At 72.4% G+C, this 26,998-nt stretch carries 3 protein-coding genes (1 of these 3 only partly in view); all 3 read right to left on the bottom strand.

Going from position 1 to position 26,998, the window contains the following annotated elements:
* Window positions 1–18: 18 nt before the first annotated feature.
* Tightly spaced (each overlapping or abutting the next), the 3 genes in view from ACMATS_RS31525 to ACMATS_RS31515 form a layout consistent with a single transcriptional unit that may run on beyond the window.
* Complete coding sequence (locus ACMATS_RS31525; RefSeq protein ID WP_414169805.1) at window positions 19–9,267, bottom strand: SDR family NAD(P)-dependent oxidoreductase; 9,249 nt, start codon at window positions 9,265–9,267, stop codon at window positions 19–21.
* A complete protein-coding gene (locus ACMATS_RS31520) occupies window positions 9,268–26,703 on the bottom strand; it encodes an SDR family NAD(P)-dependent oxidoreductase (RefSeq protein ID WP_414169804.1) in 17,436 nt (5,811 codons plus the stop codon).
* Window positions 26,700–26,998, bottom strand: the final stretch of a protein-coding gene (locus ACMATS_RS31515; RefSeq protein WP_414169803.1) for an SDR family NAD(P)-dependent oxidoreductase. Its footprint extends 13,354 nt past the window's final position; the window shows 299 of its 13,653 coding nt (coding positions 13,355–13,653); its start codon lies off the right edge, out of view — the gene reads right to left on this strand; it ends in the stop codon at window positions 26,700–26,702. Before ACMATS_RS31515 ends, ACMATS_RS31520 begins: the two co-directional genes overlap by 4 nt.

Here is a 26,998-nt window from a genome sequence, read left to right as displayed (position 1 = left end):
CGCGGTGTGCGTGCGTGTTCACCGGGTCCGGGCCGGCCGCTTGGCGCGGCGGCGGCCCACCCACTTCTTGGCGTTGGTGATCCGGTTCTTCTCCCGACCGCTGGAGTAGAACACCTTGCAGAAGGCGCGGATGGCGGACAGTGAGGACTCGTCGCTGAGCATCAGGAAGTGGTTCGACGAGTCGACATCGGTCCGCTGGAAATCGGGGATGCGCTTCTCCCATTCCCCCCAGTACACAACGTGGTCCAACGCCTTGGCGTCGTCCTGGGTCGACAGCACCGGTTCGAGATCACCGTAGAAAAGACCGCTGCTGTTGCGGAAGTAGAAACAGGTCACCGCCTCGGGACGGGGCAGCGGCAGCACCTCGTACTCCAGCACCTGGTACGCCTCCAGGACACGGATGTTCCGCTCGATGCGTTCGCGCACCGCATCCGTCTCCCCGACCAGCCCCCGCTGCCGGGCCAGCGGGAGGAGTTCGTCCAGCAGTTCGTCGGCGTCGCGGCTCAGGTCCACCTCGTAGCCCGCGATGAACGCCGCGGGCGCGTCGGGTTCCGCGGGCCCGGCCCCGGCCTGCAGCAGCGCGTTCACCTGCTGCAGCACCATGTCCTTGCGCGACATGGTTCTGGCCTTGACCTCGTCGCCGTACATCGTGTCCAGCATGGTGATCGACTCGACGACGCAGTCCGCCTCCTGCAACTGCCGTGCGACCTCGTAGGCCAGCATTCCGCCGAGCGAATACCCGCCCAGGTCGTACGGGCCCTCGGGCTGGACGGCCCGGATGATGGCCGCGTAGTGGGCCGCCATCACGGGGACGCCCGTCAGCGGTTCGCTGTCGGTCATCCAGCCCCTGGCCTGGATGCCGTAGAAGGGCCGCTCGATGCTGTCGGCGACGGCGCCGTACGCCTCGACGCCGCCGAGGCCGCCGTGGAACCAGAAGACGGGCCTGCCCCGGCTGCTCCCGTTGAGGTGGACGACCTCCGGCATCTCCGCCGGTTCGTCGGAATCCGGGGAGGCCGGCCGGGGCGCGGTCCCGAACCGGCGCACCAGGTCCCGCGTCGACCGGCAGTCGGCCAGCTCGTGCAAGCCCGCCCCGGGAGTGAACCGCTGGATCCGCTGCAGCAGTTGGGTCGCCAGGATGGAGCTGAAGCCGAGGTCTTCCAGCGGCGCGTCGAGGTCGAGGTCCGCGGCGGGCAGGCCGAGCAGATCGGCGACGAGGGCCGGGATCCCGTCCGGTGCGGGGCGCGGCGCCGGTTCCCGGGCTTCCGTGTGCGGCGCCACGGCCGCGGTCCCGTCCGGCCGGCCGGGGTTGACCCAGTGCCGCTGCCTGTCGAAGGGGTAGGTGGGCAGCGCCGACAGCACCCTGCGCACTTCCCCTGCGCCCGGGACGCGGTCCCAGGGCACCACTCCTCCCCGTGCCCAGAACAGGGCGATGTCCTCCGGCCGGTTCTCGGCGAGCAGCTGCTGGACGAGCGCTTCGCCGGCCGACCCGGTCAGCAGCGCGCCGATGTCCGCACCGTCACGCCTGGTGTCGCCGGTGAAGAGCGGTACGGGGGCCGTTTCCGCCGCCCCGTCCCGCAGGAAGTGCTCCAGGCCCACGACGAGTTGCTTCGCGTCCTCGGCGACCAGGGCCAGCCGGTGTTCCATTGCTTCCCGCCCGCTCTGCAGCGTGTACGCGAGATCGGCGACGGACACCCCCTCGTGCGTCCTCACGAACTCCAGCACCCGGCCGGCGTGGACCCGCAGCCGGTCCGCGGTGCGGGCCGAGAGGACCACGATGCGCGGCTCCGCGACGTCATCGGCGGGCACCCGCGCGTCGGCTCCGGGCAGGTACTCGTCGACGACCAGGTGTGCGTTGGACCCGCCCGCCCCGAAGGCGCTGATGGTCGCACGCCTCGGATGCTCCTGTCGCACTCCGTCGATCTCGACCACGGGCCGGTCCCACCGCGTGACCTGCTCCGGCAGGTAGAACGCGGTCCCTCCGAGCTCCAGGCCGGGGTTGAGCCTGCCGCGCCGCAGCGGCGGGGGGAGCTGGCCGTGCCGCATCTGCAGGGCGACCTTGCTGAGCTGGGCGACGCCCGACGCCGCTTCGAGGTTGCCGAGCGTGGACTTGACCGTCCCCAGCGCGCAGAACCCCTCGTCCGGCGTGTGCCTGCCGAAGACGTTCTTGAGCGCCGCGAACTCGATGGCGTCGCCCAGCTGTGAGCCGTTGGCGGACGCCTCGACGTAGCTGACGGTGCGGGGGTGCACCCCCGCCCTGCGCAGGTTCTCCTCCACCAGCGCTTCCTGCTGCTCGACGCCGGGCACCATGGGGCCGTTCGTACGGCCCTTGTGGTTGACCGCGCTCGACCTGATCACCGCCAGGACCTCGTCCCCGTCGGCGACGGCACGGGACAGGGGCTTGAGCAGGACGGCGCCGACGCCTTCCGCGGGGACGAACCCGTCGCCGTCGAGGAACGCCCTGCTGTCCGGGCCGCTGCCCATCAGGCCCGTCATGCGCAGCCCCAGGTACTTCTTGGGGTGGAGCGAGAGGTTGACCCCGCCCACGATCATCAACTCGCTGCCGCCCCGGCGCAGTTCCTCGCACGCCATGTGGATGGCCACCAGCGACGAGGAGCACGTGGTGTCGACCGCCATGCTCGGCCCGCGCAGGTCGAAGAAGTGCGAGACCCGGTTCGCGACGGCGCTGCCGGACACCACCGACGTGATGGACTCGTGGACGACGTCGGACGACAGCAGCTGGTACTGCTGGTACATGGTGCCGACGTAGACCCCGACCCGACCGCCGTGCCTGGTCCGCAGCCTCTCCCGGGTGTACCCGGAGCTCTCCAGCAGGGTCCACACGCACTCGAGGAACAGCCGGGTCTGCGGGTCCATGATCGCTGCCTCGCTGGGCGCGACGTTGAACAGCAGGGCGTCGAAGTCTGCGACGGAGTCGAGGAAGCCGCCCCACCGGGGGACTTCGCCCGGCTCGCCGGCGACCCGCTCGTGGTCCCAGCGGTCCGCCGGCACCTCCGTGACGCAATCGCGGGCGGTGACCAGGTTCTCCCACAGCTCGTCCAGGTCCGCGGCCCCGGGGTAGCGGCCCGCGAGGCCGATGACCGCGATCGCCTCCTCTTCGCCGGGTCCGGCCGGTCCTGCGGAGGCTTCGGACACGAAGGGCTCGGACACGAAGGGCTCGGCCGCGGTGCGCGACCGTACGGGCGGTGCGGCGAGCGGCTGTTCCGGTGCGGCAGCCGGCCGCTCCGGTACGGCGCCGATGCCCAGGAGCGGCTCCAGCGCGTCCGCGTGGGCTCCGAGGAAGTACCGGCCCAGATCGTCGATGCACTGGTGCTCGAACAGCAGCGTCTTGGACAGCGAGCCGAAGTCGGCTTCCAGCCGGTCGGTGATGGTCAGCGCCAGCACCGAGTCGATGCCGTACCGCTCGAAGGGCGCGGCCGCGTCGAGGCGGCGCGCCGGGACCTGGATGGCCTCCGAGATGACGGTGCGCAGGTACCCGACGACCTTGGAGTGAGGGGCCTCACGGCCCGTGGCACCGCGGTCGGTCGCACCGCGGTCGGTGCCGGCGTGCGGGCGCTCCGCGGCCGGGAGGGCGGGCGCCCGCTCCGGCCCGGGGTCCTCGCGCAGCACCGTCCGCCTGATCCTCGTGGCGTCGCCCGCGATGACCAGGACCTGGGTGTGGGCGGCGTCGAGGGCGGCGTAGAGCGCCTGCATGCCCGTCGCGGTCGGCATGGGCGCCATGCCCAGCCGCTCTCGCATCACCGACTCGGTGCGCTCGTCGACGCGCATCCCGCCGTCGGCCCACAGCGGCCAGTCGACGGACACGCTGGCACCCGACCGCAGGCCCTGCTCCACGAGGCCGCGCCTGTGGTGCGCGTAGGCGTCCAGGAAGGCGTTGGCGGCGGCGTAGTCGGCCTGCCCGGTGTTGCCGAACACCCCGGCCACGGCCGCGAACGTGACGAAGAAGTCCAGCGGCAGGTCCCTGGTGGCCTCGTCCAGGTTCACCACGCCCGCCACCTTCGGCGCGAGGACCTCGCGGCACTCCTGCGGCGTCTTGCGGCCGACGAAGTTGTCCCTGACGATCCCTGCGCCGTGGACGACGCCGTGCAGGGTGCCGTGGTCCCGGACGATCCCGTCGACCAGGGCCTTGACCGCCGCGGCGTCGCCGACGTCGACGCGGGCGTGGCGCACGTCCGCTCCCTGCCCGCGCCACCGCGCGACGAGCGCCTCCTGTTCGGGGCTCAGCGGTGAACGGCCCGCCAGGACGACGGTGACGTTCCCGACCCCGGCGACCGCATCCGCCGCGACGAGCGTGCCGATGCCGCCGAGCCCGCCCGTGACCAGGTAGACACCGCCGTTCTTCCACGGGACCCGCCGCTCCGGCGGCGCCTTGTGCTCGGCCCAGGCCAGCGTCTCGGCCTCGGCACCGCGGAAGCGTATGCAGTCCCCCTCGGCGCGCCGGCTGCCCTCGAGCACCTGGGAGACCAAGCGGTCGGTGCTGTCGCCCGCGTCGACGAGCACGGCCTGGACCAGCAGGGCGGGATCCTCCGCCCGCGCGGACTTCAGCAGTCCGAGCAGGCCCAGCGCCAGTGCCCGGTCGCCGTCCTCCGGGACGACGAGCTGCACCAGCACGGGCTGCCGCGCGGAGCCGGGCAGGACGCGTCGGACGTGCTCCAGCGTCTGGACGGCGTACTCCGTGAACCGCCCGGCCGTTCCGGCCTCGGCGGAGGTCAGGCGCAGCACCTCGGCGGACGGGCACCGGGCCTCGAACGCGTCGGCCAGCCCGGGCATGTCGCACAGCAGCACCACGTGCCGCGAGGGCTCCGTCCCCGCGCCGCCCTGCGCCGCCCTCTCCCACACGGGCAGGAAGGTGACGCACGTGTCACCGGGTTCCTCGTCCAGAACGCGGTAGGAGATGCCCTTCACGCGGGCGCGCACCGAGCCCTGTTCGTCGCAGAGGTCCATGTCGAGCTTGAAGACCTTGCCGTCCTTCGCCGTGCCCGGGCTGTAGCGGATCCACGCCCACATGCCCTCCGTGCACGGACCGAGTATCTCCAGCTCGTCCAGGGCGAACGGCAGCGACGGCTTCATCCCGGAGACGTCCAGGGCGGATTCCGGCGCGGACGCCGCCCCCATGCCCAGGGAGCCCTGCAGCATCGAGTCGAGCAGGCTGGGGTGCAGCACGAACGCGTCCAGGGTGTCGCGCACCGGTCCGGGCTGCGCGAGCCGCACCAGGACCTCGTCCCGGCCGATGTGCAGGCGCTCGACACCGCGGTGCGCGGGACCGTAGTCGAAACCGATGCGCTCGTACAGCGGGTACAGCTGTGCGGCGTCGAGTTCGGCGCGGTCGCACGCGGCCCTGACCCGCTCGACGTCGAGCACGGCCGGTGTACCGGGCTTCCGGATCACCTGTCCTCGGCTGTGCACGACGGCGTCCGCGCCGGTGATCGCGAAGTCGGTCTCGTCCTGGTGGCCGGGGGTGAGCGTCGTGGTGAGCGTCGCCGGGCTCCGGCCGACCGTCACCGGGCGCGCCCACACGACATTGCGCAGGGTGATCCCCGTCATGTCCCGGTCCGGCTCGGCCAGTTCGGCGGCCGCCCGCGCCATCTCCAGGCAGGCGACGCCCGGCAGGACCTTCCGCCCCTTCACCACGTGGTCGGTGAGGAAGTACTCGCTGCCGGTGAACGTGGACTCGTAGCGCTGTGAACGGAACGTCGAGGCGTTGACGTGCAGCAGCGGATGCGGTGCGGACGGCGTCGGTTCGAGCGCCGCCGGGCGCTGTGCCGCCGCGGGCACCCAGTAGCGGTCGCGTGCGAACGGGTAGGTCGGCAGCGGCACGCGCACGGGCCGCTGCCCGGCGAACAGCCCCGCGTAGTCGAGGTCGTACCCCTGCGCGTAGAGGTCCGCGACGGTCGACAGCAGCTCGGTGAGGGATGCGGCGTCGGCGGCCGAAACCGACCGGCGGACGCAGTCGTTGCCGTAGCCCTTCAACGAGGCCCGCTCGCCCTGTCCGCGCTCGGCAGGCCCGCCGATGTGCACCTGCGGGCTCGCTCCGGTGGCCAGCCACTGGCGAAGCGCGTGGACGGCCTCGTCCTGGCCGCGCGCCACACAGGCCAGGCGGTGCGGGAGGTGCCTGCGCCCGAGCAGCAGGGTGAAGCTCACGTCGCCCATGTCGAGCCCGGGGTGCGCCGCGCAGTGCGCGGCCAGCCGCTCGGCCTGCTCGCGCAGTTGCTCCGCGCTGTCCGCGGACAGCGTGACGAGGTGGACCGGGTGCCCGCCGCCGCGCCGGGCGCGGTGCGGTGCCTCTTCGATCACCATGTGGGCGTTGGTCCCGCTGACGCCGAACGAGCTGACGGCGGCGCGGCGTTTCCCGTCCGTTCCCGCCTCCCAGGGGCGGTCCACCGTGTTGACGTAGAAGGGGCTGTCGGTGAAGTCGATGTGGGAGTTCCCCACTTCGAAGTTGATCGAGGGCGGGATGCGCCGGTGCCGCAGCGAGAGCAGGATCTTGATGACCCCGGCGACACCGGCGGCGGTGATGGTGTGCCCCAGGTTGGACTTGACGGAGCCCAGCGCGCAGAACTCCCGCCGGTCGGTGTAGCGGCCGAAGGCCCGCTTCAGCGCGTGGTACTCGATGGGGTCGCCGAGCTTGGTGCCCGTGCCGTGCGCCTCGACCAGCTGGATGCCTCCGGGGTCGATCCCGAACGCGTCGTAGACGGATGTCTCCAGGCGCTCCTGGGACTTGGCGCTCGGCGCGGTGATGCCGTTGGACGCACCGTCCTGGTTGATCCCGGAACCGCTGATGACGCCGTGGATGTGGTCCCCGTCGGCGAGGGCGTCGCCGAGCCTCTTGAGGACGACCACCCCGACGCCCTCGCCCGGCACGAACCCGTCGGCGCGGTCGTCGAAGGTGTGGCAGCGGCCGCTCGGGGAGAGCATCCCCGCCCGGCCCGCGAGCCGGTAGAACTGCGGCGTGCACTGGACGGAGACGCCGCCCGCCAGCGCCATCTCGGTCTCGCCGCCCCAAAGGCCCTGGCAGGCGAGGTGGATGGCGACCAGCGAGCTGGAGCACGCGGTGTCCACGGCGACCGCGGGGCCCTGCAGGTCGAGGTGGTAGGAGATCCGCGCGGGCAACGCCGACAGCGCGTTGCCCCACATGGCCGGCGCCGGGACCTCGTCGCCGAAGAGCGCGGTGTACCCGCTCTCCTGGCAGCCGACGTACACCCCGCAGCGCCTGCCCCGGGCGGCGGACCCGGCGTAACCCGCGTCCTCCAGCGCCTTCCACGCCTCTTCGAGGAACACGCGCTGCTGGGGGTCCATGTAGGCGGCCTCGACCCCGGAGAGGTTGAAGAACGCCGGGTCGAACCGGTCGTGGTCGTCGATGAAGCTGCCGTGCCTGCACTCCGGGGCGCCCGGGGGCGGGTCCGGCAGGTTCCAGCGGGAGACCTCCTCGACGAGGTCGTCCCCCCGCACCAGGTGCTCCCACAGCGCCTCGACGTCGGGCGAACCGCCGAACCTGCCGCTCATGCCGACGATGGCGATCGGCTCCCGGTCCGAGTCGGACGGCCGCGCGGCACCGGCCGGGACGGCACCGACGGAGTCCACGCCGGAGGAGTCCGCACCGGAGGGCTCCGCACCGGCCGGTACGGGCTCCGACGGGAGCGGCTCGGGCCCGGCGGCGGCGGTCGTCGGCCCGGCGTGCAGCGAGGCGGCGGCCTGCGCCCGGTGCTCGTCGAGGACGTACGCCGTCAGCTGCCGGACCGAGGGGTGGTCGAACAGGTCGGTGGTGGCCAGTTCGACGCCGAGCCGCTCGTTGATCTCGTGGATCAGCCGGACGCCGATGATGGAGTCGACGCCGTAGTCCATGAAGGCGTCGTCGGCGTCGATCCTGGCCCTGTCGACCTTGAGGGCCTGCGCGAGCCGGTCGAAGACGACGTCCTGGACGTGCTGCTCCAGCACGTCGTCGGTGACCGACGCCCCGCGCGCGGGGTTCTCCCGCCGCGGCGCGGGCCGCGCCGCGGCGGCCTGCGGGCTGCGGTCGTCCTGCCGGGCGCCGGTCTGCTGCTCGGCCTCCTGCCGGATCACGCCGTCGCTCTGCGCGGCGACGATCTGGTAGCCCAGTTCGTGCAGGCCCGTCTTGGGGAACGGCACGGCGTCGAAGCCTTCGTCCTCCAGCGCCTCCGACCAGGACTCCGGAGACAGCCCCGGGCAGCCGGGGATGCGCAACTCGGCGTCCTCGTACAGCCACCACCCCGGCAGCAGGCCGAACGTCAGGTGGGTGAAGAGCGAGTTCGCCGACATCTCGTTGGCGAGCAGGACGCCGTTCTCCTTGAGCGCCGCCTTGGCGTTGCGCAGCGTCCTGCGGATGTCCCGCGTGGCGTGCAGGACATTGGTGGCCAGCACGATGTCGAAGCTGCCGAGCTCGATGCCCTGGGCCGCCAGCGGCTTCTCGACGTCGAGGAGTCGGTAGTCCAGGTAGGGGTGTTCCGGTCCGTACTCCTGCTCGGCGTGCATGAGGAACGACCGCGACACGTCGGTGTAGCAGTAGGTCTCCACGTGGGACGCGAACGGCTCCAGCCGCTGGAAGACCTTCCGGCTGCCGCCGCCGGTGCCCGCGCCGATCTCCAGGATCCTGATCCGGGCCTGCCGGTCGCCTTGTACGACGGCACGCACGACGGCGGCCGCGGTGTCGGCCAGGAGGCCGTTGAAGAGGTCGGTGACGGCGTTGCCCTGATAGATCCCCTCGACCAGCTCCAACGAGGAGCCGGGGAACAGGACGTCGGTGGCGGGGACGGCGCCGGTGAGGATCCGGGGCAGTGCCCGGAGCGTGGCGTCGAGGAGCCGGACCTGAGCGCGCAGGTCCGCGTCGGCGGCCCACCGCGCGCTCCGCTCCTCCCAATCCGCCCAGAGGTCACGGCTGCTGTCCGCACCGCCGGGGCGCATGTGGGCCGGGCCGCCGTGAAGATGACCGCGGATCAGGAGCTGTCGTACGGACTCGCCGGCCCAGCGGCGCAGTTCCTCACCTACGGGGAGCCCGGCGATCGCCTCGTCGACCGAGGGAGCACCGCCGCGCGCGAACAGCCCGGCGCCACGCAACTGGTCGAGCAGGAGCCGGCCGAGCAGGTCCTCGTCGATGACCGCGTCCGCGTCCCCGGGAAGCCCGGCGAGGGGGACGTCCACGCCGGCCGCGACGTCCCGGCACAGCCGGTCCAGTTGCACCGGGGCGCCCGTCCGGGCCGTGGTGATGGTCTCCTTGCGGGTTGTGCCCCACATCTACGCGTTACCCCCCATGTCCTTGACCAATCCGAGTTGGTCGAATGCCCCGCCGAGAAGAACGTCGAGAGCGGACATGCCGTCAGCGGGCCCGATCGAGCCCGCTCCCGCCCTGCTCATGCGCTCTTGGTGCTCGGGGGTGGCGACGACGCCGACACTACCCCAGTAACCCCAGTTCATGATCTTCGTGGTGAACGAGGCCTTCCCCGCGAGGCTTTGGGCGTAGGAGTCCTCGAACACCGATCCCGCAACGTAGTTGGACTGCCCCGGCGCCTTCATGAACGAGTTCATCGAGGAGAAGAACAGCATGAAGTCCAGCGGCTCGTCCCCGAACACCTGCGTCATCCGCACACTGACATCGATCTTTGCCGTGACGGCCGCGCGGAAGCGTTCCTCGTCCATCCGCTCGATGCTCTGGTCCAGGAGGACGATCGCGGAGTGGACCACGCCGTGGACGACCGCGTGGCTCCGCCTGATCTCCTCGTAGGCGCGTTGCAGCGACCGCCGGTCGGTCGCGTCGGCCCGCACGTAGCGGGGCGCGGGGCCCAACTTCGCCAGCCTCCGCAGCTTTTCACGGATCGAGGCGTCCTCCTCCCGCCTGCCGATCCAGACGACGTGGGCGCCGTGGGCGCGGATCAGGTGTTCCGTCCACGCCTCGCCGATGCCACCGGCACCGCCGATCACGACGTACGTGCCTCCTCGGCGGTACACCGGACGGCCCGGGGACTCTTCGGGCGTGTCCTGCAGCGGTATCAGCGCCTGCCGGTACCAGCGGTTCCGGCGGTGCGCCCAGATGCTGCCGCGCTCGGCCTGGGGCAGGCTCAGGATCTCCGCCAGCGGCAGGTCGTCCCCGCCCTCCAGGTCGACCAGGCGGACGTTCCAGCCGGGGTACTCCTTGGCCACGGAACCCATCAGGCCGTGCATACCGGAGTGGGTCGGGTCCACCTGTTCGCTCCGCCGCACCCGCTGGCTGCGTTCCGTCAGGACGGTCACCTCGAGCGGACGCTTGCCGTACCCCGTGCGGAGCAGCGCCTTCAGCGTACGGAAGCACGCGTAGAGGCCGCCTTCCTGCGCCTCGACCAGTGCGTCGCCGGCTCCTCCCGCGGCCTCGGCCGGGGCCGGGGCCGGGGCCCAGATGATGTGGCCGATCGGTCCTTCCCACGCCAACAGCCGCTCCGCGAGCGTCTCCACGGTGTCGGCGGCGCCGACCGGGAACCGCTCGGCACCGGGAAGAGCCGCGCGGATCCGCTCCCACTGCTCGGGCCCGCCGATCACGACGACCCGGCCGCCCGGGGCGGCCGTGCTGACCGGTTCAGGCCTGGGCACCGCGTCCCAGACGGGCTTCAGCAGGACGTTCGTGCCAGGGGTCGGGACGTCGGCGGTCGGGGCCTCGGTGGGCAGGGCGTCGGCGAGCAGGGCCTCGGCGGGCAGGCCGAGCCAGTAGCGCTCGCGCGCGAAGGGGTAGGCGGGCAGCGGTACACGGCGCGGCTTGCCCTGCGGGTGGAGCAGGGTCCAGTCGACCGCAGCGCCCCGGACCCAGCGGTCCGCGAGCGCCTCGCCGTCCGCGGTGGTCAGGACACCGCCCGCGGGGACGGACGGCTTCTGCCCCACGTCGGAGGCGGCCTTGCCCCGGCGGGCCTTGACCCGTCCGGTGAACAGGCCATCCGCCGGGCCGCCGGCGAGGTACCGCGTCACCTTCTCGACGAACTCCCCGTGCGTCGCGGCGACGAAGGCCAGCCGCCACGTCATCGCCTCGCGCCCCGTCTGGAGCGAGTACGCCAGATCCGGCAGGTGTACGGACGGGCGCGCTTCGACGTGGTCCTTGATCCGCTCGGCGACCGCCCTGAGCTGTTCCTCGCCCTTCGCCGACAGGACGAAGACCGACGTCCCGGCGGTCGTCACCGGCTCGGTGTCCTCGTCCCCGGCGTCGTACTCCTCCAGCACGAGGTGGGCGTTCGTGCCGCTGAAGCCGAAAGAGCTCACAGCCGCGCGGCGGGTCTCGCCGTCGCCCACCTTCCACGGCGCCAACTCGGTGTTGACGTAGAACGGCGAGTTCTCGAAGTCGAAGTGCTCGTTGGGGGTGTTGAAGTGCAGCGTCGGCACCAGCTGCTTGTTCTTCATGCAGAGCAGCGCCTTCTGGACGGCGGCCACGCCCGCGGCCGCCGAGGTGTGCCCCACGTTGCTCTTGACCGAACCGATGGCGCAGTAGCCGACCTTGTCGGTCTTCTCCCGGTACACGGAGGCCAGGGCCTCCAGTTCGATGGGGTCTCCGAGCTTGGTACCCGTGCCGTGCATCTCGACGTAGCCGATGGAGCCGGGGTCCACGCCGTACCGCTCGTACACGTCGTGCTGGAGCTCCCGCTGGCTGGCGGCGTTCGGCGCGGTGATGCCGTTGGTCCGCCCGTCCTGGTTGATGCCGGAGCCGCTGATGACGCCGTGGATGGTGTCCCCGTCGCGCTCGGCGTCCGCGAGCCGCTTGAGGACGAGCGCGCCCACGCCCTCGCCCGGCACGAACCCGTCGGCGGCGTTGTCGAAGGTCTTGCACCTGCCGTCCGGCGCCAGCATCCCCGCACCGCACATGCTGATGTAGGACTCCGCGGTCAGGTAGAGCGTGACTCCGCCCACCAGCGCCATGTCGATCTCGCCGCTGCGCAGCGCCTGGGTCGCGAGGTGGGTGCCGACGAGCGAGGACGAGCAGGCCGTGTCGAGGGCGATCGCCGGGCCCTTGAGGTTGAGGATGTAGGCGATGCGCGCGGCCGTGATGGCGTTGCTGTTGCCGGTGGCCGAGCTCGCGTCGCCGCCCTGCTCCCGCATGAGCGCGCTGTACTCATTGCTCATGATGCCCAGGTAGACGCCGCACTTCCGGCCGCTCAGCTCCTGGACGTCGTACCCCGCGTCCTCGAACGCGTGGTACGCCTCCTGCAGGAAGAGGCGCTGCTGCGGGTCCATCGCCTCGGCCTCGGCCGGCGGGATGCCGAAGAACAGCGGGTCGAAGACGTCGACGTCGTCGAGCAGCCCCATCCACTTGCAGTAGACCTTGCCGGGCTGGTTCGGCCGCGGGTCGTAGTACTCGGTGACGTCCCACCGGGACGCCGGGATCTCCCGGACGCAGTCGCGTCCGTTCGCCAGGTTGGCCCAGTAGTCGTCCAGGTCGTCGGCGAGCGGGTACTTGCCCGCCATGCCCACGACGGCGATCGCGTCGGCGGAGGCTGCGGGACGGGTCCGCGCCGGCGCGGGCGCCACCACGGGTTCCGGCTCCGCCACCGGCTCGCGCACGGGGGCCTGAGCGGGCGCGGCGACAGGGGCCACCGGTTTGCGGGGCCGCCCGGATCCGCCCGTCCTCGCGACCTCCGCGACGACGCGGGCGGCGAGTTCCTGGACGGACGGGTGGTCGTAGAGCTTGGTGGCCTGCAGGGCGATGTCGTACCGCTTGTTGATCGCCTTGATCCACTCCACGCCGACGATCGAGTCCAGCCCGAATTCGGTGAAGTTGCGGTCCAGGTCCAGCTCGTCCTCCGCCAGGTACAGGGCTTCGGCGAGGCTGCTCAGGAGTTCGGCCCGCACCCGCTCCTCGTCGAGGGCGGGTTCTCCCTCGACGAGGACCTCGTCGACGACCGCGACCGGCTCCTCGGCGGCGTGGTCCGCCGTCGTGTCCGCGGGCGGCTCGACCCGGACCTGCGGCCGCTCCTGAGCGGTGGGCAGCAAGGCCTTGAGGTGGGCGGCCAGCCCGGCGACCGTGGGCGTGTCGTAGAGCCTGGTGGCCGCCAGCTCCAGCCCGTACCGCTTGTTGACGGCCCTGATCCACTCCACGCCGACGATGGAGTCCAGACCGAGGTCGGTGAAGTTCGCCTCCGGGTCGATCTCGTCCTCGGCCAGGTACAGGGCCTGGGCGAGCAGCGTGGTCAGTTCGGCGACGAGCGTCTCCTCGTCCGGGCCCGCGACCGGGGCCACCGGTCGGGCCGGGGCCGGGGTGCGTCCGGTGGTCCTCGGGGGGACCGGCTCCGCGGCGGTGAGGGTCACGGACGGTACGGAACGCCGCGCGGGGGCTTGCGCCTCGACCGTTCCGGGGATCCGTGTCGCACTGCCGAGCGGCGCCAGGCCGATGCCCCGGGGCTTCGACGTCACGGCCGCGCCGGCCGGCGTCGTGGTGCGGGCGGGCTCGGCCGCCTTCCGCTGCGGTGCTTCCTCCGCCACCGCGGAAGGCGCGGAAGGCTTCGGCTCCGCGCGCGGCGGCGCGTCCGCCACGCTCTCCTGACGGGTGCTCCCCGGGATCCAGGACCGCTTGCGCGCGAAGGGGTACGTGGGCAGCGCGACGCGGCGCGGCGGGTTCGCGTAGCAGCCGCGCCAGTCGAGGCTCAGCCCGTTGACCCACAGCTCCAGGAGCTTGCCGAGCTTGCGCTTGCGCAGCCAGGCGTCGACGACACCGGTCAGGTCCTCGTCCTCGAACAACGACGACACGGCGGCCGCCGAGCGCTGGGCCCTGCCCCGGTACAGCCCGGCGGCCTCGCCGCTCTCGACGTGGGCGCGCAGCCCGGCGACGAACTCCGGCACGGAGCCGGCGAGGAACGCCAGCCGTTCCTCCATGTGTTCACGCCCCGCCTGCAGCGTGAACGCGATGTCGGGCAGGTCGGCGTCGGTGATCCGTTCCTCCTCCGCCCAGTCGAGCAGCCGCTGGGCGTACGCCCGCAGCTGTTCGGCGGTCCTTGCGGACACGATCACGACGGACGACAGCGGGTCCGCCACCGGTTCCGGGGCGGTCGTGTCCGCCGGGACGTACTCCGACACGATGACGTGCGCGTTCGAGCCGCCCGCGCCGAACGACGAGATGCCCGCGATGCGCGGGTGCTCCCGCACCTCGCCGTCGGCCGTGGTGACCGTCGGCCGCTTCCACTCGGCGGCCTCGCGCTGCACCCGGAAGGGCGTTTCGGCGAAGTCGATGTGCGGGTTGAGCACCTCCGCGTGCAGCGACGGCACCAGCTTGCGGTGCTGGAGCTGCAGCAGGACCTTGGTCAGCGCGGAGATCCCCGCCGCGCTCTCGCAGTGCCCGATGTTGCTCTTCACCGAGCCGATCGCGCAGAACTGACGGTCGTCGGTGTCCCGGGAGAACGCTTTGGTCAGGCCCGCGATCTCGATGGGGTCCCCGAGCTCGGTCCCGGTGCCGTGCGCCTCGACGTAGCTCACCGTACGGGCGTCGACACCCGCCTTGTCCAGGGCGGACGCGATCGTCGCGGCCTGGGCATTGGGGTTGGGGACCGTGTAGCCGTTGGTCCTGCCCCCGTGGTTGACCGCGGTGGATTTGATGACGCCGTATATCCGGTCGTTGTCGGCGATCGCCCGGTCGAGCGGCTTGAGCAGCACGGCGCCCACGCCCTCGCCCGGCACGTAGCCGTCACCGCCGCTGCCGAAGCTCTCGCACATGCCCCTGCTCGACGCGAACCCGGTCTGCCCGAGCAGCAGGTACTTGGCGGGGTGCAGCGACAGGTTGACACCGCCCGCGACCGCCACCTCGCAGTCGCCGACCCGCAGGCTCTGGCACGCCAGGTGCAGTGCCGTCAGCGACGACGAGCACATCGTCTTCACCGTGACGCTCGGCCCGTGCCAGTCGCAGAAGTACGAGACGCGGTTGGCGATCGAGGCCGAGTTGCCCGGTATCACCTGGGTGCTCTCCGGCCCCTGCCCGCCGACCCCGTAGAGCTGGTACTCGTCGTACATCACGCCCACGAACAGGCCGACGTTGCCGTCGACACCGTTCGAGCGGTACTCGCGCAGGGCCTCCCGCGTGTACCCGGCGTCCTGCAGCGTCTCGTAGACGCACTCCAGGAACAGCCGCTCCTGGGGGTCGACCACCTCGGCCTCACGGGGCGAGATGTTGAAGAACTGGGGGTCGAACCGGTCGATGTCGTCGAGGAAACCGCCCCACTTGCAGTACGTCTTGCCCTGCTGCGAGCCGTCCGTGTCGAGGTAGAGGCTGTGGTCCCAGCGGTCGCGGGGGATCTCGACGATGCTGTCCCTGCCGTCGGACAGGTTGCGCCAGAACTCGCGCAGGTTGCGGGCCTGCGGGTAGCGCCCGCCCAACCCGATGATCGCGATGTCGGCCACGGGCGGCACGACCGCCGCCGGAGCGGCCGCGGGCGCCGTGACGACCGCCGTCCGCGGTCCGGGCCCGGGCTCGGGCTCGGGCACCTGCGTCCCGGCAGCCGCCGTGGTGGCTCCGGCCCCCAGCAGCTCCCGCAGCCGGGCCTCGTGCACGGCGAGGAAGTACCCGGCCAGGGCCGTGATGTTCCGGTACTCGAAGAAGAGCGTCTTCGGCAGACGCCCGAAGACCTCCTCCAGCTTGCTGGTCATGGTCAGCGCCATCACCGAGTCGATGCCGTAGCGGTCCATCGGGAGGTCGGCCTCGATGCGCTGCCACGGCACCTTCAAGGCCGTCGCGAGCAGCGACTTGATGTAGTTGACCGCCGCCGGTGCCAGGTCCTTCTCCTGCGGCGTCGGGGTTGCCGTCCTGCTCTCGGCGCTCATGGGTCGTATGTCCTCGCTCGGGTGCTGTGCCTTGAGGGCGCTTCGGAAGGCCGCCACGTCCCCCGCGACGACGAGCACTTGGTGGTGACTGGTCCGCAGGCATCGCGCGAAGGCCTCGAGCCCCGCCTCGCGGCGCAGCGGGGTGATGCCGAAACGCTCGCGGAGAACCTCCTCGCCGGTGGCGTCGGGGCGCATCCCGCCCTCGGCCCACAGCGACCAGTTGATGGAGAGCGTGCGGCCGCGACGCTCGCCGCGGGTCACCAGGTGCCGGCGGCGATCGGCGTAGGCGTCCATGAACGCGTTCGCCGTCGCGTAGTCGGCCTGGCCCATGTTGCCGGTCACCGCGGCGCCGGAGGAGAACATCACGAAGAAGTCGAGGTCCACGTCCCGGGTCGCCTCGTCGAGGTTGACCGTGCCGCTCACCTTGGGCGGCAGGACGCGGGCGAATTCCTCGCCGGACTTCTTGAGGATGAAGTTGTCCTCCCGCACCCCCGCGCTGTGGATGACGCCGTCGATGCGCCCCGCGTCGCGCAGGGTGTCGGCGACCAGGGCCTCGACGCCGGCCCGGTCGGTGACGTCGAGCCGCGTGTAGGACACCCGCGCCCCCGCCGCCCGCAGCTCCGCCAGGAACCGGCGTGACCGCTCGGTCTCGGGAGAGCGGCCGGTCAGCACGAGGGTGACGTCGTCGGCCTGCCCGGCGATCTCCTCGGCGAAGATGCGCCCGAGGCCGCCGAGGCCGCCGGTGATCAGGTAGACGCCCCCGGTCCGCCACGGGGAACGGGGCCGGTCCGCCGCGCGCTCCTCGTCCCACACGACCATCTCGCGCCGCCCGTCCCGGTACCGGACCGTCGCGTCCTCGGGGTGCAGCCGCTCGGCCGCGAGGCGTGCCCGCAGGGCGGCCACGTCGTCGTAGTCGTCCACGACGACGACCTGTCCCAGGATCCCCGGGTTCTCCTGGCGCGCGCTCCACACCAGCGCGCCCAGGCCGGACAGGGCCGCCGCCTCCGGACGGTCCCGCACCACGATCTGCACGAGCGTCTCGGCTCGCGGACTGTCGCGCAGGATCGCCTTCGTCTTCTCGAAGACCTGCAACGCGTAGTCGGCGTAGCGGCCGTCGGCGGTGGTCGCCCGCGAGGTGAGGACCACCACCTCGCACGTCGGGTCCGAGGCCAGCGCATCCGCGACGGCCCCTTGCTCCACGCAGACCAGCGCGTGCTGCGGACCGTCCGTGCTCCGCGCGGGCTTCGGCAGCTCGTGCCTCTCCCAGCGCGGGAACAGCAGGATGCCGGCGTCCTCCGGCGCGCCGCCGCCCGCGGCCCGGACCGCGAAGCCCCTCACCCGCACGCGGACGCGGCCCGTGTCGTCGCAGAGGTCGAGGTCCAGGCGGCGTGCCGACCCGTCGGACGGACCGTCCGAACCCTCACGGACCCAGGCCCACATGGTGCCCTCCAGGGAACCGAGCACCTCGACGCGTTCCACGGCGAACGGCAGCAGGGGACGTGAGGTGTCCGTGGTGTTCCAGAGCACTCCCAGGGCGGCCTGCAGGGCCGCGTCCATGAGCCCCGGGTGCAGCAGGTAGCCGTCCGGGATCCCCTGCGCGGCGCCGGGCAGCGCGAGCCGCGCCAGTGCCTGCCCTTCGCCGACGACGATGCGCTCGACACAGCGGAACGAGTCGCCGTACTCGATGCCCGCAGCCCCGAACGCGGCGTAGACCTGCGCGGCGTCCAGTTCCCGGGCGCCGCACTCGGCACGGAGCCGGGCGATGTCGATGCGGTCGATGCGGTCGACGTGGTCGATGTGGTCCGCATCGACCACCGCGGCTTCCGCGAGCGGGACGACCGAGCCCTCGCTGTGGACGACCGGATCCGTCGCCTCGCCGTCGGCGTCCGACGCCGGTGCGAGGACCTCGAAGTGCGTGGTCCGTGCGTCGTCCCGGCGCAGGGTGATGTGCAGATCGCGCGGGCGGTCGCCCACCTGGAAGGGCCGGGACCAGACCACGCCGGTCAGCGCCATCCCCGTGGGCCGCGCCGCTCCCGAGGCGTCGGCCACCGCGGCCAGCGCCAGCTCCAGGTACGCCGCGCCGGGCAGGACCTTCCGGCCCTGCACGCGGTGGCCGGTGAGGAAGTCCTCGTCGCCGGTGAACGTCGAGGTGTAGCGCTGGGCCGCGAACCCGGACGTGTTGCGGTGCAGCAGCGGATGCAGCACCGCGGTCGACGTGCTCGTCGCACGCCGCTTCGGCTCGACCCAGTACCGCTCCTCGGCGAAGGGGTACGTCGGCAACGGCAGGCGCAGGGGCGCGGGGTCCGCGTGGAGTGCGGGCCAGTCGACGACGCAGCCGTCGACCCATGCCTGCGCGAGCCGCCGGAGGTCCTTGTCCGCGGTCCACGCCCGCACGAGCGACTGCTGCCGCTCGTCGTCCTCCTGACGGGCCGACTGGTCCGGCGTCACCCGGCCGCGCACGAGCGCGCCGTCGTCCGCCCGGTCCAGATGCGCCCTGAGCCCGCGCACGACCTCCGTCAGGGAGCCCGCCACGAACGCCAGCCGTTCCTCCATCGCCTCCCGGCCCACCTGGAGCGTGTGTGCCAGGCGTGCCAGGTCGGGCCGGGGCTCGTCGTCGACGAACGCGAGCAGGTTCTCGGCCAGGTCGTCCAGCTGTTCCCCGGTCCTGGCGGACAGGAGGACGACGACGGGCTCCGGCTCGGCCGGGGTGCCTCTCCCCCCGGCGCGGTACTCCTCCAGTACGACATGGGCGTTGGTCCCGCTGAACCCGAACGAGCTGACGGCGGCGCGCCGCGGCCGGTCGCCGGACGGCGTCTTCCACGGCTCGGGGGCCGTGACGACGCGGAAGGGCGAGTTCTCGAAGTCGAAGTGTTCGTTGGGTACTTCGAAGTTGAGGGACGGCGCCAGCGTGCCGTGCCGCATGCTCAGCAGCACCTTGTGCACGCCCGCGACCCCGGCGGCCTCGGACGTGTGCCCGATGTTGCTCTTCACCGACCCGATGGCGCAGGACCGCGCGGGGACCCCCGACTCGCCGTACACGGTGCCCAGCGCGGAGAGCTCGATCGGGTCGCCCAGCTTCGTGCCCGTACCGTGCATCTCGACGTAGTCGATGGTCGCCGGGTCGATGCCGTGGCGGTCGTAGACCGTGCGGACGAGTTCCCTCTGGCTGGCGGCGCTCGGCGCCGTGATCCCGTTCGTCCTGCCGTCCTGGTTGATGCCGGACGCCGCGACGACGCCGTGGACGTGGTCGCGGTCGGCCTCGGCGTCCGTGAGGCGCTTGAGCACCAGGGCGCCGACCCCCTCGCCGGGCACGAACCCGTCGGCGCCGTTGTCGAACGACTTGCACCGCCCCTCCGGGGAGAGCATCCCCGCCTGGCACATGCCGACGTAGGTGTCGGGGAGCAGGTACAGCGAGACGCCGCCGACGAGCGCCATGTCGATCTCACCGCTCAGCAGCGCCTGCCGGGCGAAGTGCAGCGCGACCAGCGACGACGAGCAGGCCGTGTCGACGGCGACGGCCGGGCCCTTGAGGTTGAGGTAGTAGGAGATGCGCGAGGCTGCGATGGCGTTGCTGCTGCTCGTCGCGGACGCGGACGGCCCGTCGCCCCCGGACACCAGGAAGCTGTACTCGCTGCCGCTGATGCCCAGGTAGACGCCGCACTTCCGGGAGGCGAGGGACTGCGGGTCGTACCCCGCGTCCTCGAACGCGCGGTAGGCCTCCTGGAGGAACAGCCTGTGCTGCGGGTCGATCCCTTCGGCCTCCAGCGGGGAGATGTTGAAGAACAGCGGGTCGAAGCGATCGGCGTCCGGCAGGTACCCCAGCCACTTGGAGTACGTCTTGCCTTCCTGGCCGGGGCTGGGGTCGTAGTACCGCGAGACGTCCCAGCGCGACGGCGGGACCTCGGTCACGCAATCGCGGCCGCCGCGGAGGTTGTCCCAGTAGGCGTTGAGGTCCGCCGCCTCGGGGTAGCGCCCGGACATCCCGACCACTGCCACCTTGTCGGTGGCCCGGGCGGCGGGCGCGGGTTCGTCCGCCACCGGTTCGTCCGCCGCCGGCGCGGTGTGCGCGACGGGCTCGCCGACCTCGGCCGGCGCGGGCACGGAGGCCGACGGCACCAGCGTCAGCAGGAAGTCGGTGAGCTCGCGCACCGTGGGGTGGTCGTACAGCTGGGTGGCCGCGAGCGACGTCCCGTAGTTCTTGTTGAGGACCTTCACCCACTCCACGCCGACGATGGAGTCCATGCCGAGTTCGACGAAGTTGCGGTCGGCGGCGATGTCCTCGGGGGCGAGGAACAGCACGTCGGAGAGGCTGGTGCGCACCCCTTCCAGCAGGACGGCCTTCGGGATCCGGGGACGGTCGGGCGCCGCCGCCACGGGTGCCTGCTGGACGGGCGCGGCCTGCTCGGGCGCGAACGCGGGCGCGGACGCGGCCAGTTCGCCCCGGACGAAGTCCGCGAGTTCGCGCACCGACGGATGGTCGTAGAGGTTCGTGGCGGCGAGGTCGGTCCCGTACTTCTTGTTGATGGCCTTGACCCACTCCACGCCGAGGATGGAGTCCAGGCCCAGGTCCATGAAGTTGCGGCCGGGGTCGATGTCGCCCTCCGGCATCTGCAGGACGTCGGCGAGGCCGCTCCTCAGCTCCTGGCGCAGCTCGCCCACGGCCTTCGCCGGGGCCGCGTCCGCCCGTACCGCGGCGGGCGCGGGCGCCGCCACCGGCTCGGCGGGCGGCAGGGCCGGGGAGGCCGGAACCGCCGGAGCGACGGACCGCTCCGGCAGGCCGGCCGGTCCCGTCCGCCCCTCCAGGTCGGTCAGCCGTACGTTCCTCGGCTTGGCGGCCGTCGGCGGCGATGCGGTGATCGCCTCGGCCGGGTTGCGCAGCGTGACCCGGGGGCGTCCGGCGACGGGCCCCGAAGGCCCCTCGTACGCCGGTTCGTTCGCCGGTCGCGCCGCCTCGGCGCCGGACGGCACGGTCTCGTCGGACGCGGGCCGCGTCGATGCGGGGTTCTCCCGGTTCACCCAGTACACCTTGCGCGAGAAGGGATAGCCGGGGACGGCCACCGGCTGCGGATCGTCGCCGGCGAACAGCGCTCGCCAGTCGGGGGACGCGCCCCGGAGGTAGAGGTCCGCAAAACCCAGGAGCACATCGCGGTGCCCGGCGGTGCCCGCGGCGGCGAGCCGCGCGAACAGCGCCTCGCCCTCGGCCTCCCGCGGCCGGTCCCGGCGGGCGCCCGGCACCTCGCCGAAGCGGACCCCGGGGTGCTGCTCGCCGCGTCCGGCGGCGCCCAGCACGGACACGGCCTCGTCGAGGTCACCGACGACGAGCGCACAGCGGTGGTCGAAGTGCTGCCGGCGCTCCAGCAGGGTGTGGCTCACGTCCGTGAGGGAGACGACGGCACGGTCCGCGGTCCGCAGCGCCTCGCCCAGGTCACGGATGCGGTCGCGCAGCGCCCCTTCGGTCTTCGCGGACAGGACCAGCAGGCGGGCGGGGGCTCCGGCGGGCCGCGCCGCGCGGGCACGCCCCCGGTAACTCTCCACGACCATGTGGACGTTGGTGCCGCTCATGCCGAACGAACTCACGGCTCCGAGCCGCGTCCCGGCCGGGTTCTCCGGCCACGCCTTCAGGGCCTTGTTGACGTAGAAGGGGCTCCGCTGCCAGGCGATGTAGTCGCTGTCCTGCTCGCAGTGCAGGCTCGGCGGGATGATGCCGTGGCGCACCGACTGGACGAGCGCTGTCAGGCTGACGATGCCGGAGGCGGCCAGCGTGTGCCCGACGTTGGGCTTGGTGGAGGTGAGCGCGCAGAACCCGGTCCTGTCCGTGTGCTCGGAGAACACCTCGTTCAGCGCATTGACCTCGACCGGGTCACCGAGCCGGGTGCCGGTGCCGTGGGCGACGACGTGGCCGATGTGCTCGGGATCGATGCCGTGCCGCTCGTAGACGGCGCGGTACAGCCGCGCCTGCGCCGCGCCGTTCGGGGCGGTGATGCCGTTCGTACGGCCGTCGTAGTTGATGCCGCTGCCCCGGATCACGGCGAGGACGTCGTCGCCGTCGGCCTCCGCCTGCGCCAGGCGCTTGACCATCACGACGGTGATGGCTTCGCCCAGCACCATGCCGTCCGCGCGCCGGTCGAACGCGTGGCAGGCACCGCTTGCGGAGAGCATGCCCGCCTTGCTCGTCTCGGCGAACACGCGGGAGGAGGCCGCCAGGTTGACCCCGGCGACTATGGCGGCGTCGCACTCGCCGTTGCGCAGGCTGGTGCAGGCCTGGTGGGCCGCGACCAGGCCCGATGAGCAGGCGGTGTTGACGGCGAGCACGGGTCCGCCGAAGTCGAGCAGGTAGCCCAGCCGGGAGGCCAGGATCGCCTCGTGGTGCCCCGTGAGGGTGCCTTCGCCGCCGCCCAGGTGCTGGTAGTCGCCCTGCTCCGCGCCGACGAACATGCCGATCCGCTCGTCGCGCAGCTTCCGCTCGCCGTACCCCGCGGCCTCCAGAACGTGCCACGCCTCCTGCAGCAGCAGGCGTTGCCGCGGGTCCATGGTGCGCGCCTCACGCGGCGATATCTCGAAGAAGGCCGGGTCGAACTCGCCGATCCCGGGGACGAAGCCGCAGCGGACGGTCGCCGGATCCGGGGCCTGGGGGTCGCTCCAGTCGGGACGCCGGTCGTCGGGGACGGCCGAGAGCACGTCGCGCCCCTCCACGAGGATCCGCCAGAACTCGTCCACCGTGCGTGCGGCCGGGAAGCGGCCGGTCATGCCGATGACGGCGATGGGTTCCGGTACGGACTCCGGGCTCGGCGGGACAGCGGTCGCGGCCGGTGCGGGAGCCGGTGCCGGGGCTTCGGGCCGGGGGCCGGCCACGGCCGGCTCCGCTGCACAGTGGTCGTCGAGGTGGTCCGCGTGTTCGGACACCAGGTGCGCCACCAGCGTCTCCGGGGTGGGGTGGGAGAAGAACAGCGAGGGGACGACGTCGACGCCGAAGTGCGTGGTCATCGCGTTCGCGAGCCGCACCAGGGTGATCGATTCGAAACCGAGCTGGGCGAGGTTCTCGTCGGCGTGGATCTGGTCACGAGGCACCTGGACGGTCTCGGCGATCAGCGTCTCGAGGTCGGACAGGACGCGGGCGGCGAGGTGCTCGTGGTCCGGTCCCGCGGCCGGAGTGCCCGGCTGCTGCCCGGGCTCCGCCGACGCGGCAGCCACGGCGGGCGCTGCAGGCACAGCGGGTGCCTCGTCGATCCCGAGCAGACGACGCAACCGCTGCGGTTCGCCCGCCATGACGAGCCCTTGCGGCACGCCCCGGCCGATGAGCTGCTCGAAGAGCCGGATGCCCTCGGCGTTCTCCAGCAGGCGCTGGCCGCTGGAGGTGAGGTACAGCTCGGTGGCCCGCGCGTCGTCGAAGCCCATCTCGCCGTCGCGCCACAGCGGCCAGTTGATGGCCACGGTCGCGCCCGAGCGCGTTCCCCGGCGGACGCACTCGGCGCGGTGGTGGGCGTACAGCGTCTGGAACCGGTTGCCGACGGCGTAGTCGCAGCCGCCGAAGTCCCCGAGCTGCGCGGAGGACGACGAGAAGTAGCAGACGAAGTCGAGGGGTTCGTCCGCGAGGACCTCGTCGAGGACGAGCGTGCCGTCGACCTTGGCGGAGAGCAGGCCCGGGAAGGCGCGGGCTTCGCCGGTGAGCACGCTGCCCGTGCCGGGGACTCCCGCGGCGTGGATGACGCCGTCGATCCCGCCGAAGCGCTCGCGCGCCGACCGGACGACCTCCCGCATGGCCCGCCGGTCGGCGACGTCCGCCTGCTCGTAGTGGGCCTCGCCGCCCAGCGACTCGATCCGGGCGACCCGCCGTGCCCGGTCCGCGTCGAGGGGCGAACGGCCGGTCAGCACCAGCCGTGCCGACCGGGTCCGGGCGAGGTGCTCGGCGAACAGCAGCCCGAGCGCCCCCAGACCACCGGTGATCAGGTAGGTGCCGCCCTGCTTCAGCAGGTCGTCGCCGGAACCGGCGGTGGCCGGGCGGACCCGGCTGACGTGGCGCGTCCCGTCGCGGTACAGGACGCTCACGGGCTCGGCGAGTTCGGCGCTCAGCCGCTCGAACCAGGCGGCCATGGTCGTCGGGGCGCTCGTGCCCCGGGCGTCCTCGATCACCGCGGCGAACCGCACGCCGGGCAGGACCTGGCCGAGGGAGCGGTCGAAGCCCATCCACGACTCGGCGTGGGCGCGCTCGATCCCGTCGCGGAACTCGCCCGCCCGCAGCACGTACCGGACGCCCGGCTCCGCCGTCGCCACGGCCTGCAGCAGCTGGACGGCGTCGGTGCAGGACTGCGGTCCCGCCCCCTCCTCGACCGGCCACAGGTCCAGTACGCCGTCGACGGGGCCGAACCGCTCGCGGATCTCCGTGAGGACGCGGATCCAGTCGGCCCGGTCCTCCGCGTCGACCGCCCAGCGGCGCTGCGCGGCGTCGTCCGGTGCCGGTGTCCGCGCGACGAAGACGAGCGTCGCCCCGGGGTCGGTCTCCCCGGCGGCCCGCTCCAGCTCCGCCTGGTTCGCGGGGACGGAGCACAGGCACACCAGGGTCCTCGGCCCGGCGTGCTGCCGTACCGGAGCAGCCGCGGGCTCCCAGAACTCCTCGAACACGTGGGCCCCGGGGGTGTCCTGCCGCAGGGCACGGGCGGTGGCCGACGTGTCGATCCAGTGCCGCTCCCTGGCGAACGGGTAGGTCGGCAGGGCGATGCGCGGCGGCGTCCCGGCGCCGTGCAGCACGGACCAGTCGACGTCGGCACCCCGCACCCACAGGTCCACCAGCTCGGCGGGGCCGCCGGACACCGCGGCGTCGAGGCGGCTCCCGGAGCCCTGGACCGCCTGGCCGCGCGCGATACCGTCCTCCTCCCCCGCGACGAAGTCCTTGAGCCGGCCGAGCAGTTCGTCCATGGAGTCCGTGACGATGCCGAGCCGCTCCCGCATGGCCTCCCGGCCGATCTGCGAGGTGTGGGCGAGCGAGGGCAGGTCGGCGGAGGAGAGCCGCTGCGTCTCGATCCAGCCGGCCAGGTCGGCGGCCTTCGCCCGCAGCCGCTCCGCGCTGCGTGCGGAGAGCACGACCGCGACGGGTGCTTCGGGCGTACGGACGGCGGGCGGCTCCGCCCGGTACTCCTCGACGACCAGGTGCGCGTTGGAACCGCCCGCACCGAACGACGAGATCCCCGCGATGCGGGGGAACTCCCGCTCCGTACCGTCGACCACCAGCACGGGCCGCTTCCACTCGGCCAGCGTCTGCTGCACGGCGAAGGGGCTGTTCTCGAAGTCGATGTGCGGGTTCAGCTCCGCGGAATGCAGCGAGGGCACCAGCTGCCCGTGCTTCATCTGGAGCAGCACCTTGGTCAGACCCGAGATGCCGGCGGCGCTCTCCGCATGTCCGATGTTGCTCTTCACCGACCCGATCGCGCAGAACCGGTTGTCCTGGGTGTGCTCACGGAACGCTCGCGTGAGCCCGGCGATCTCGACGGGGTCGCCGAGCGAGGTCCCCGTCCCGTGCGCCTCGATGTAGCCGATCGCGCGCGGGTCGCTCCCCGCCTGCCGCCAGGCGTCGGAGACGGACCGGGCCTGCGCCTGCGGGCTGGGAACGGAGTAACCGTTCGTCCGGCCCCCGTGGTTGACCGCGATCCCCTTGATGACCCCGTGGATGCGGTCTCCGTCGCGCACGGCCCGGGCCAGCGGCTTGAGCAGGACGGCACCGACGCCCTCGCCGGGCACGTAGCCGTCGCCGCCCGCGCCGAAGCTCTCGCACCGGCCCTTGCTCGACACGAACTTGCCCTGCCCGAGCATCAAGTACTTGTTGGGGTGGACCGACAGGTTCACCCCTCCCGCAAGCGCGACGTCGCACGCGCCGGACCCGATGCTCTGGCACGCGAGGTGGATGGCGGTGAACGACGACGAGCACATCGTGTCGACGCTCATGCTCGGACCGTGGAAGTCGAAGAAGTACGACACCCGGTTGGCGACGGCCGACGGATTGCCGGACAGCGCGACGGGGTTGCCCAGGACCTGCTCCTGGGCGCCGTACAGCTGGTACTCCTCGTACATCACGCCGACGTAGACGCCGACGCGTGCCCGAGTCCCGTCGCCGGGCGGGGTGTTCAGCCGCTCGGGGGTGTAGCCCGCGTCCTCGACGGCCTCGTAGGCACACTGCAGGAACAGCCGCTCCTGCGGGTCCATCAGCTTCGCCTCGGGCGGCGAGATACGGAAGAACAGGGAGTCGAACTCGTCGACGCCGTCGACGAATCCGCCCCACTTGCTGTACGTCTTGCCGGGCGCGTCCTTGTCGGCGTCGTAGTACACGCTCTGGTCCCAGCGGTCGGCCGGGATCTCGGTCACGCAGTCGCGGCCCGCGGCCAGGTTCGCCCAGAACTCCTCGAGCGTGCGGGCCTTCGGGTAGCGCCCCGCCAGCCCGATGATCGCGATGTCGAGCCCCGTCCCCGTCGTCGGGCCCTGCGGGGCGGGCGTGGCCGGGAGCGCCCTCGGCTCGTCGAACCGCGTCGCCCACCTGCCCGTTCTGGGCGGCTTGCGCGCGAAGGCGGCCCGGCCCGGTGCGACGTCCCCGCCCCGGTGCGCCGGGGCAGGTCCCGCGGACACCCCCGCGGGACCGCTGTCGGGCTCCGCGCCCAGGTGCCGGGCCAGCTCGGGCCCGTGCGTGGCGAGGAAGTGGCCGGTGAGTGCACGGATGTCGCGGAACTCGAAGAACAGGGTCTTGGGCAACGACCCGAAGACGTCCTCCAGTTCGTCCGTCATCTTCATCATCATCACCGAGTCCAGCCCCAGGCTGTCGAACGCCGCACGGGCGTCGATACGGTCGGCCGGGAGCTTGATGACCTCGGAGAGGACGCGCGTGAAAAACGCCGTCGCCTTGGCTTCGAGAGTGCTGGTGTCGTTGTGCGTCACTGATGCGTCCCGGCGGCAGAGGAGAAGAGGGAACTCTGGTACGAAGCGGAGGAGCCCGTGTCATCGGCTCCCGCGCGGCCCGGTCCGGAAGCGACCAGGACCTGGTGGTGCGTCGAGGCGGCGACGCGGTAGAAGGCGGCGACCCCGGCCGCCGTGTCGAGGGGGACGACGCCGTGGCGCGAGCGCAGCATCGACCGGACTTCCGGTGACACGTCCATCCCGCCGTCCTCCCACAGCGGCCAGTTGACGGAGAGGCTGTGCCCGGAGCGCTCCCCCCGGGCCACGAGGTCCTGGC

The sequence above is a fragment of the Streptoverticillium reticulum genome, assembly GCF_047456005.1.
GTDB lineage: Bacteria > Actinomycetota > Actinomycetes > Streptomycetales > Streptomycetaceae > Streptomyces > Streptomyces reticulum.
Note: the sequence above shows the minus strand (reverse complement) of the source record. Positions and strands in the feature narration are given on the sequence as shown.

Coding starts and splice junctions, on each gene's coding strand:
- ACMATS_RS31525 (WP_414169805.1), bottom strand. CDS start 9,267: ATGTGGGGCACAACCCGCAAGGAGACCATCACCACGGCCCGGACGGGC.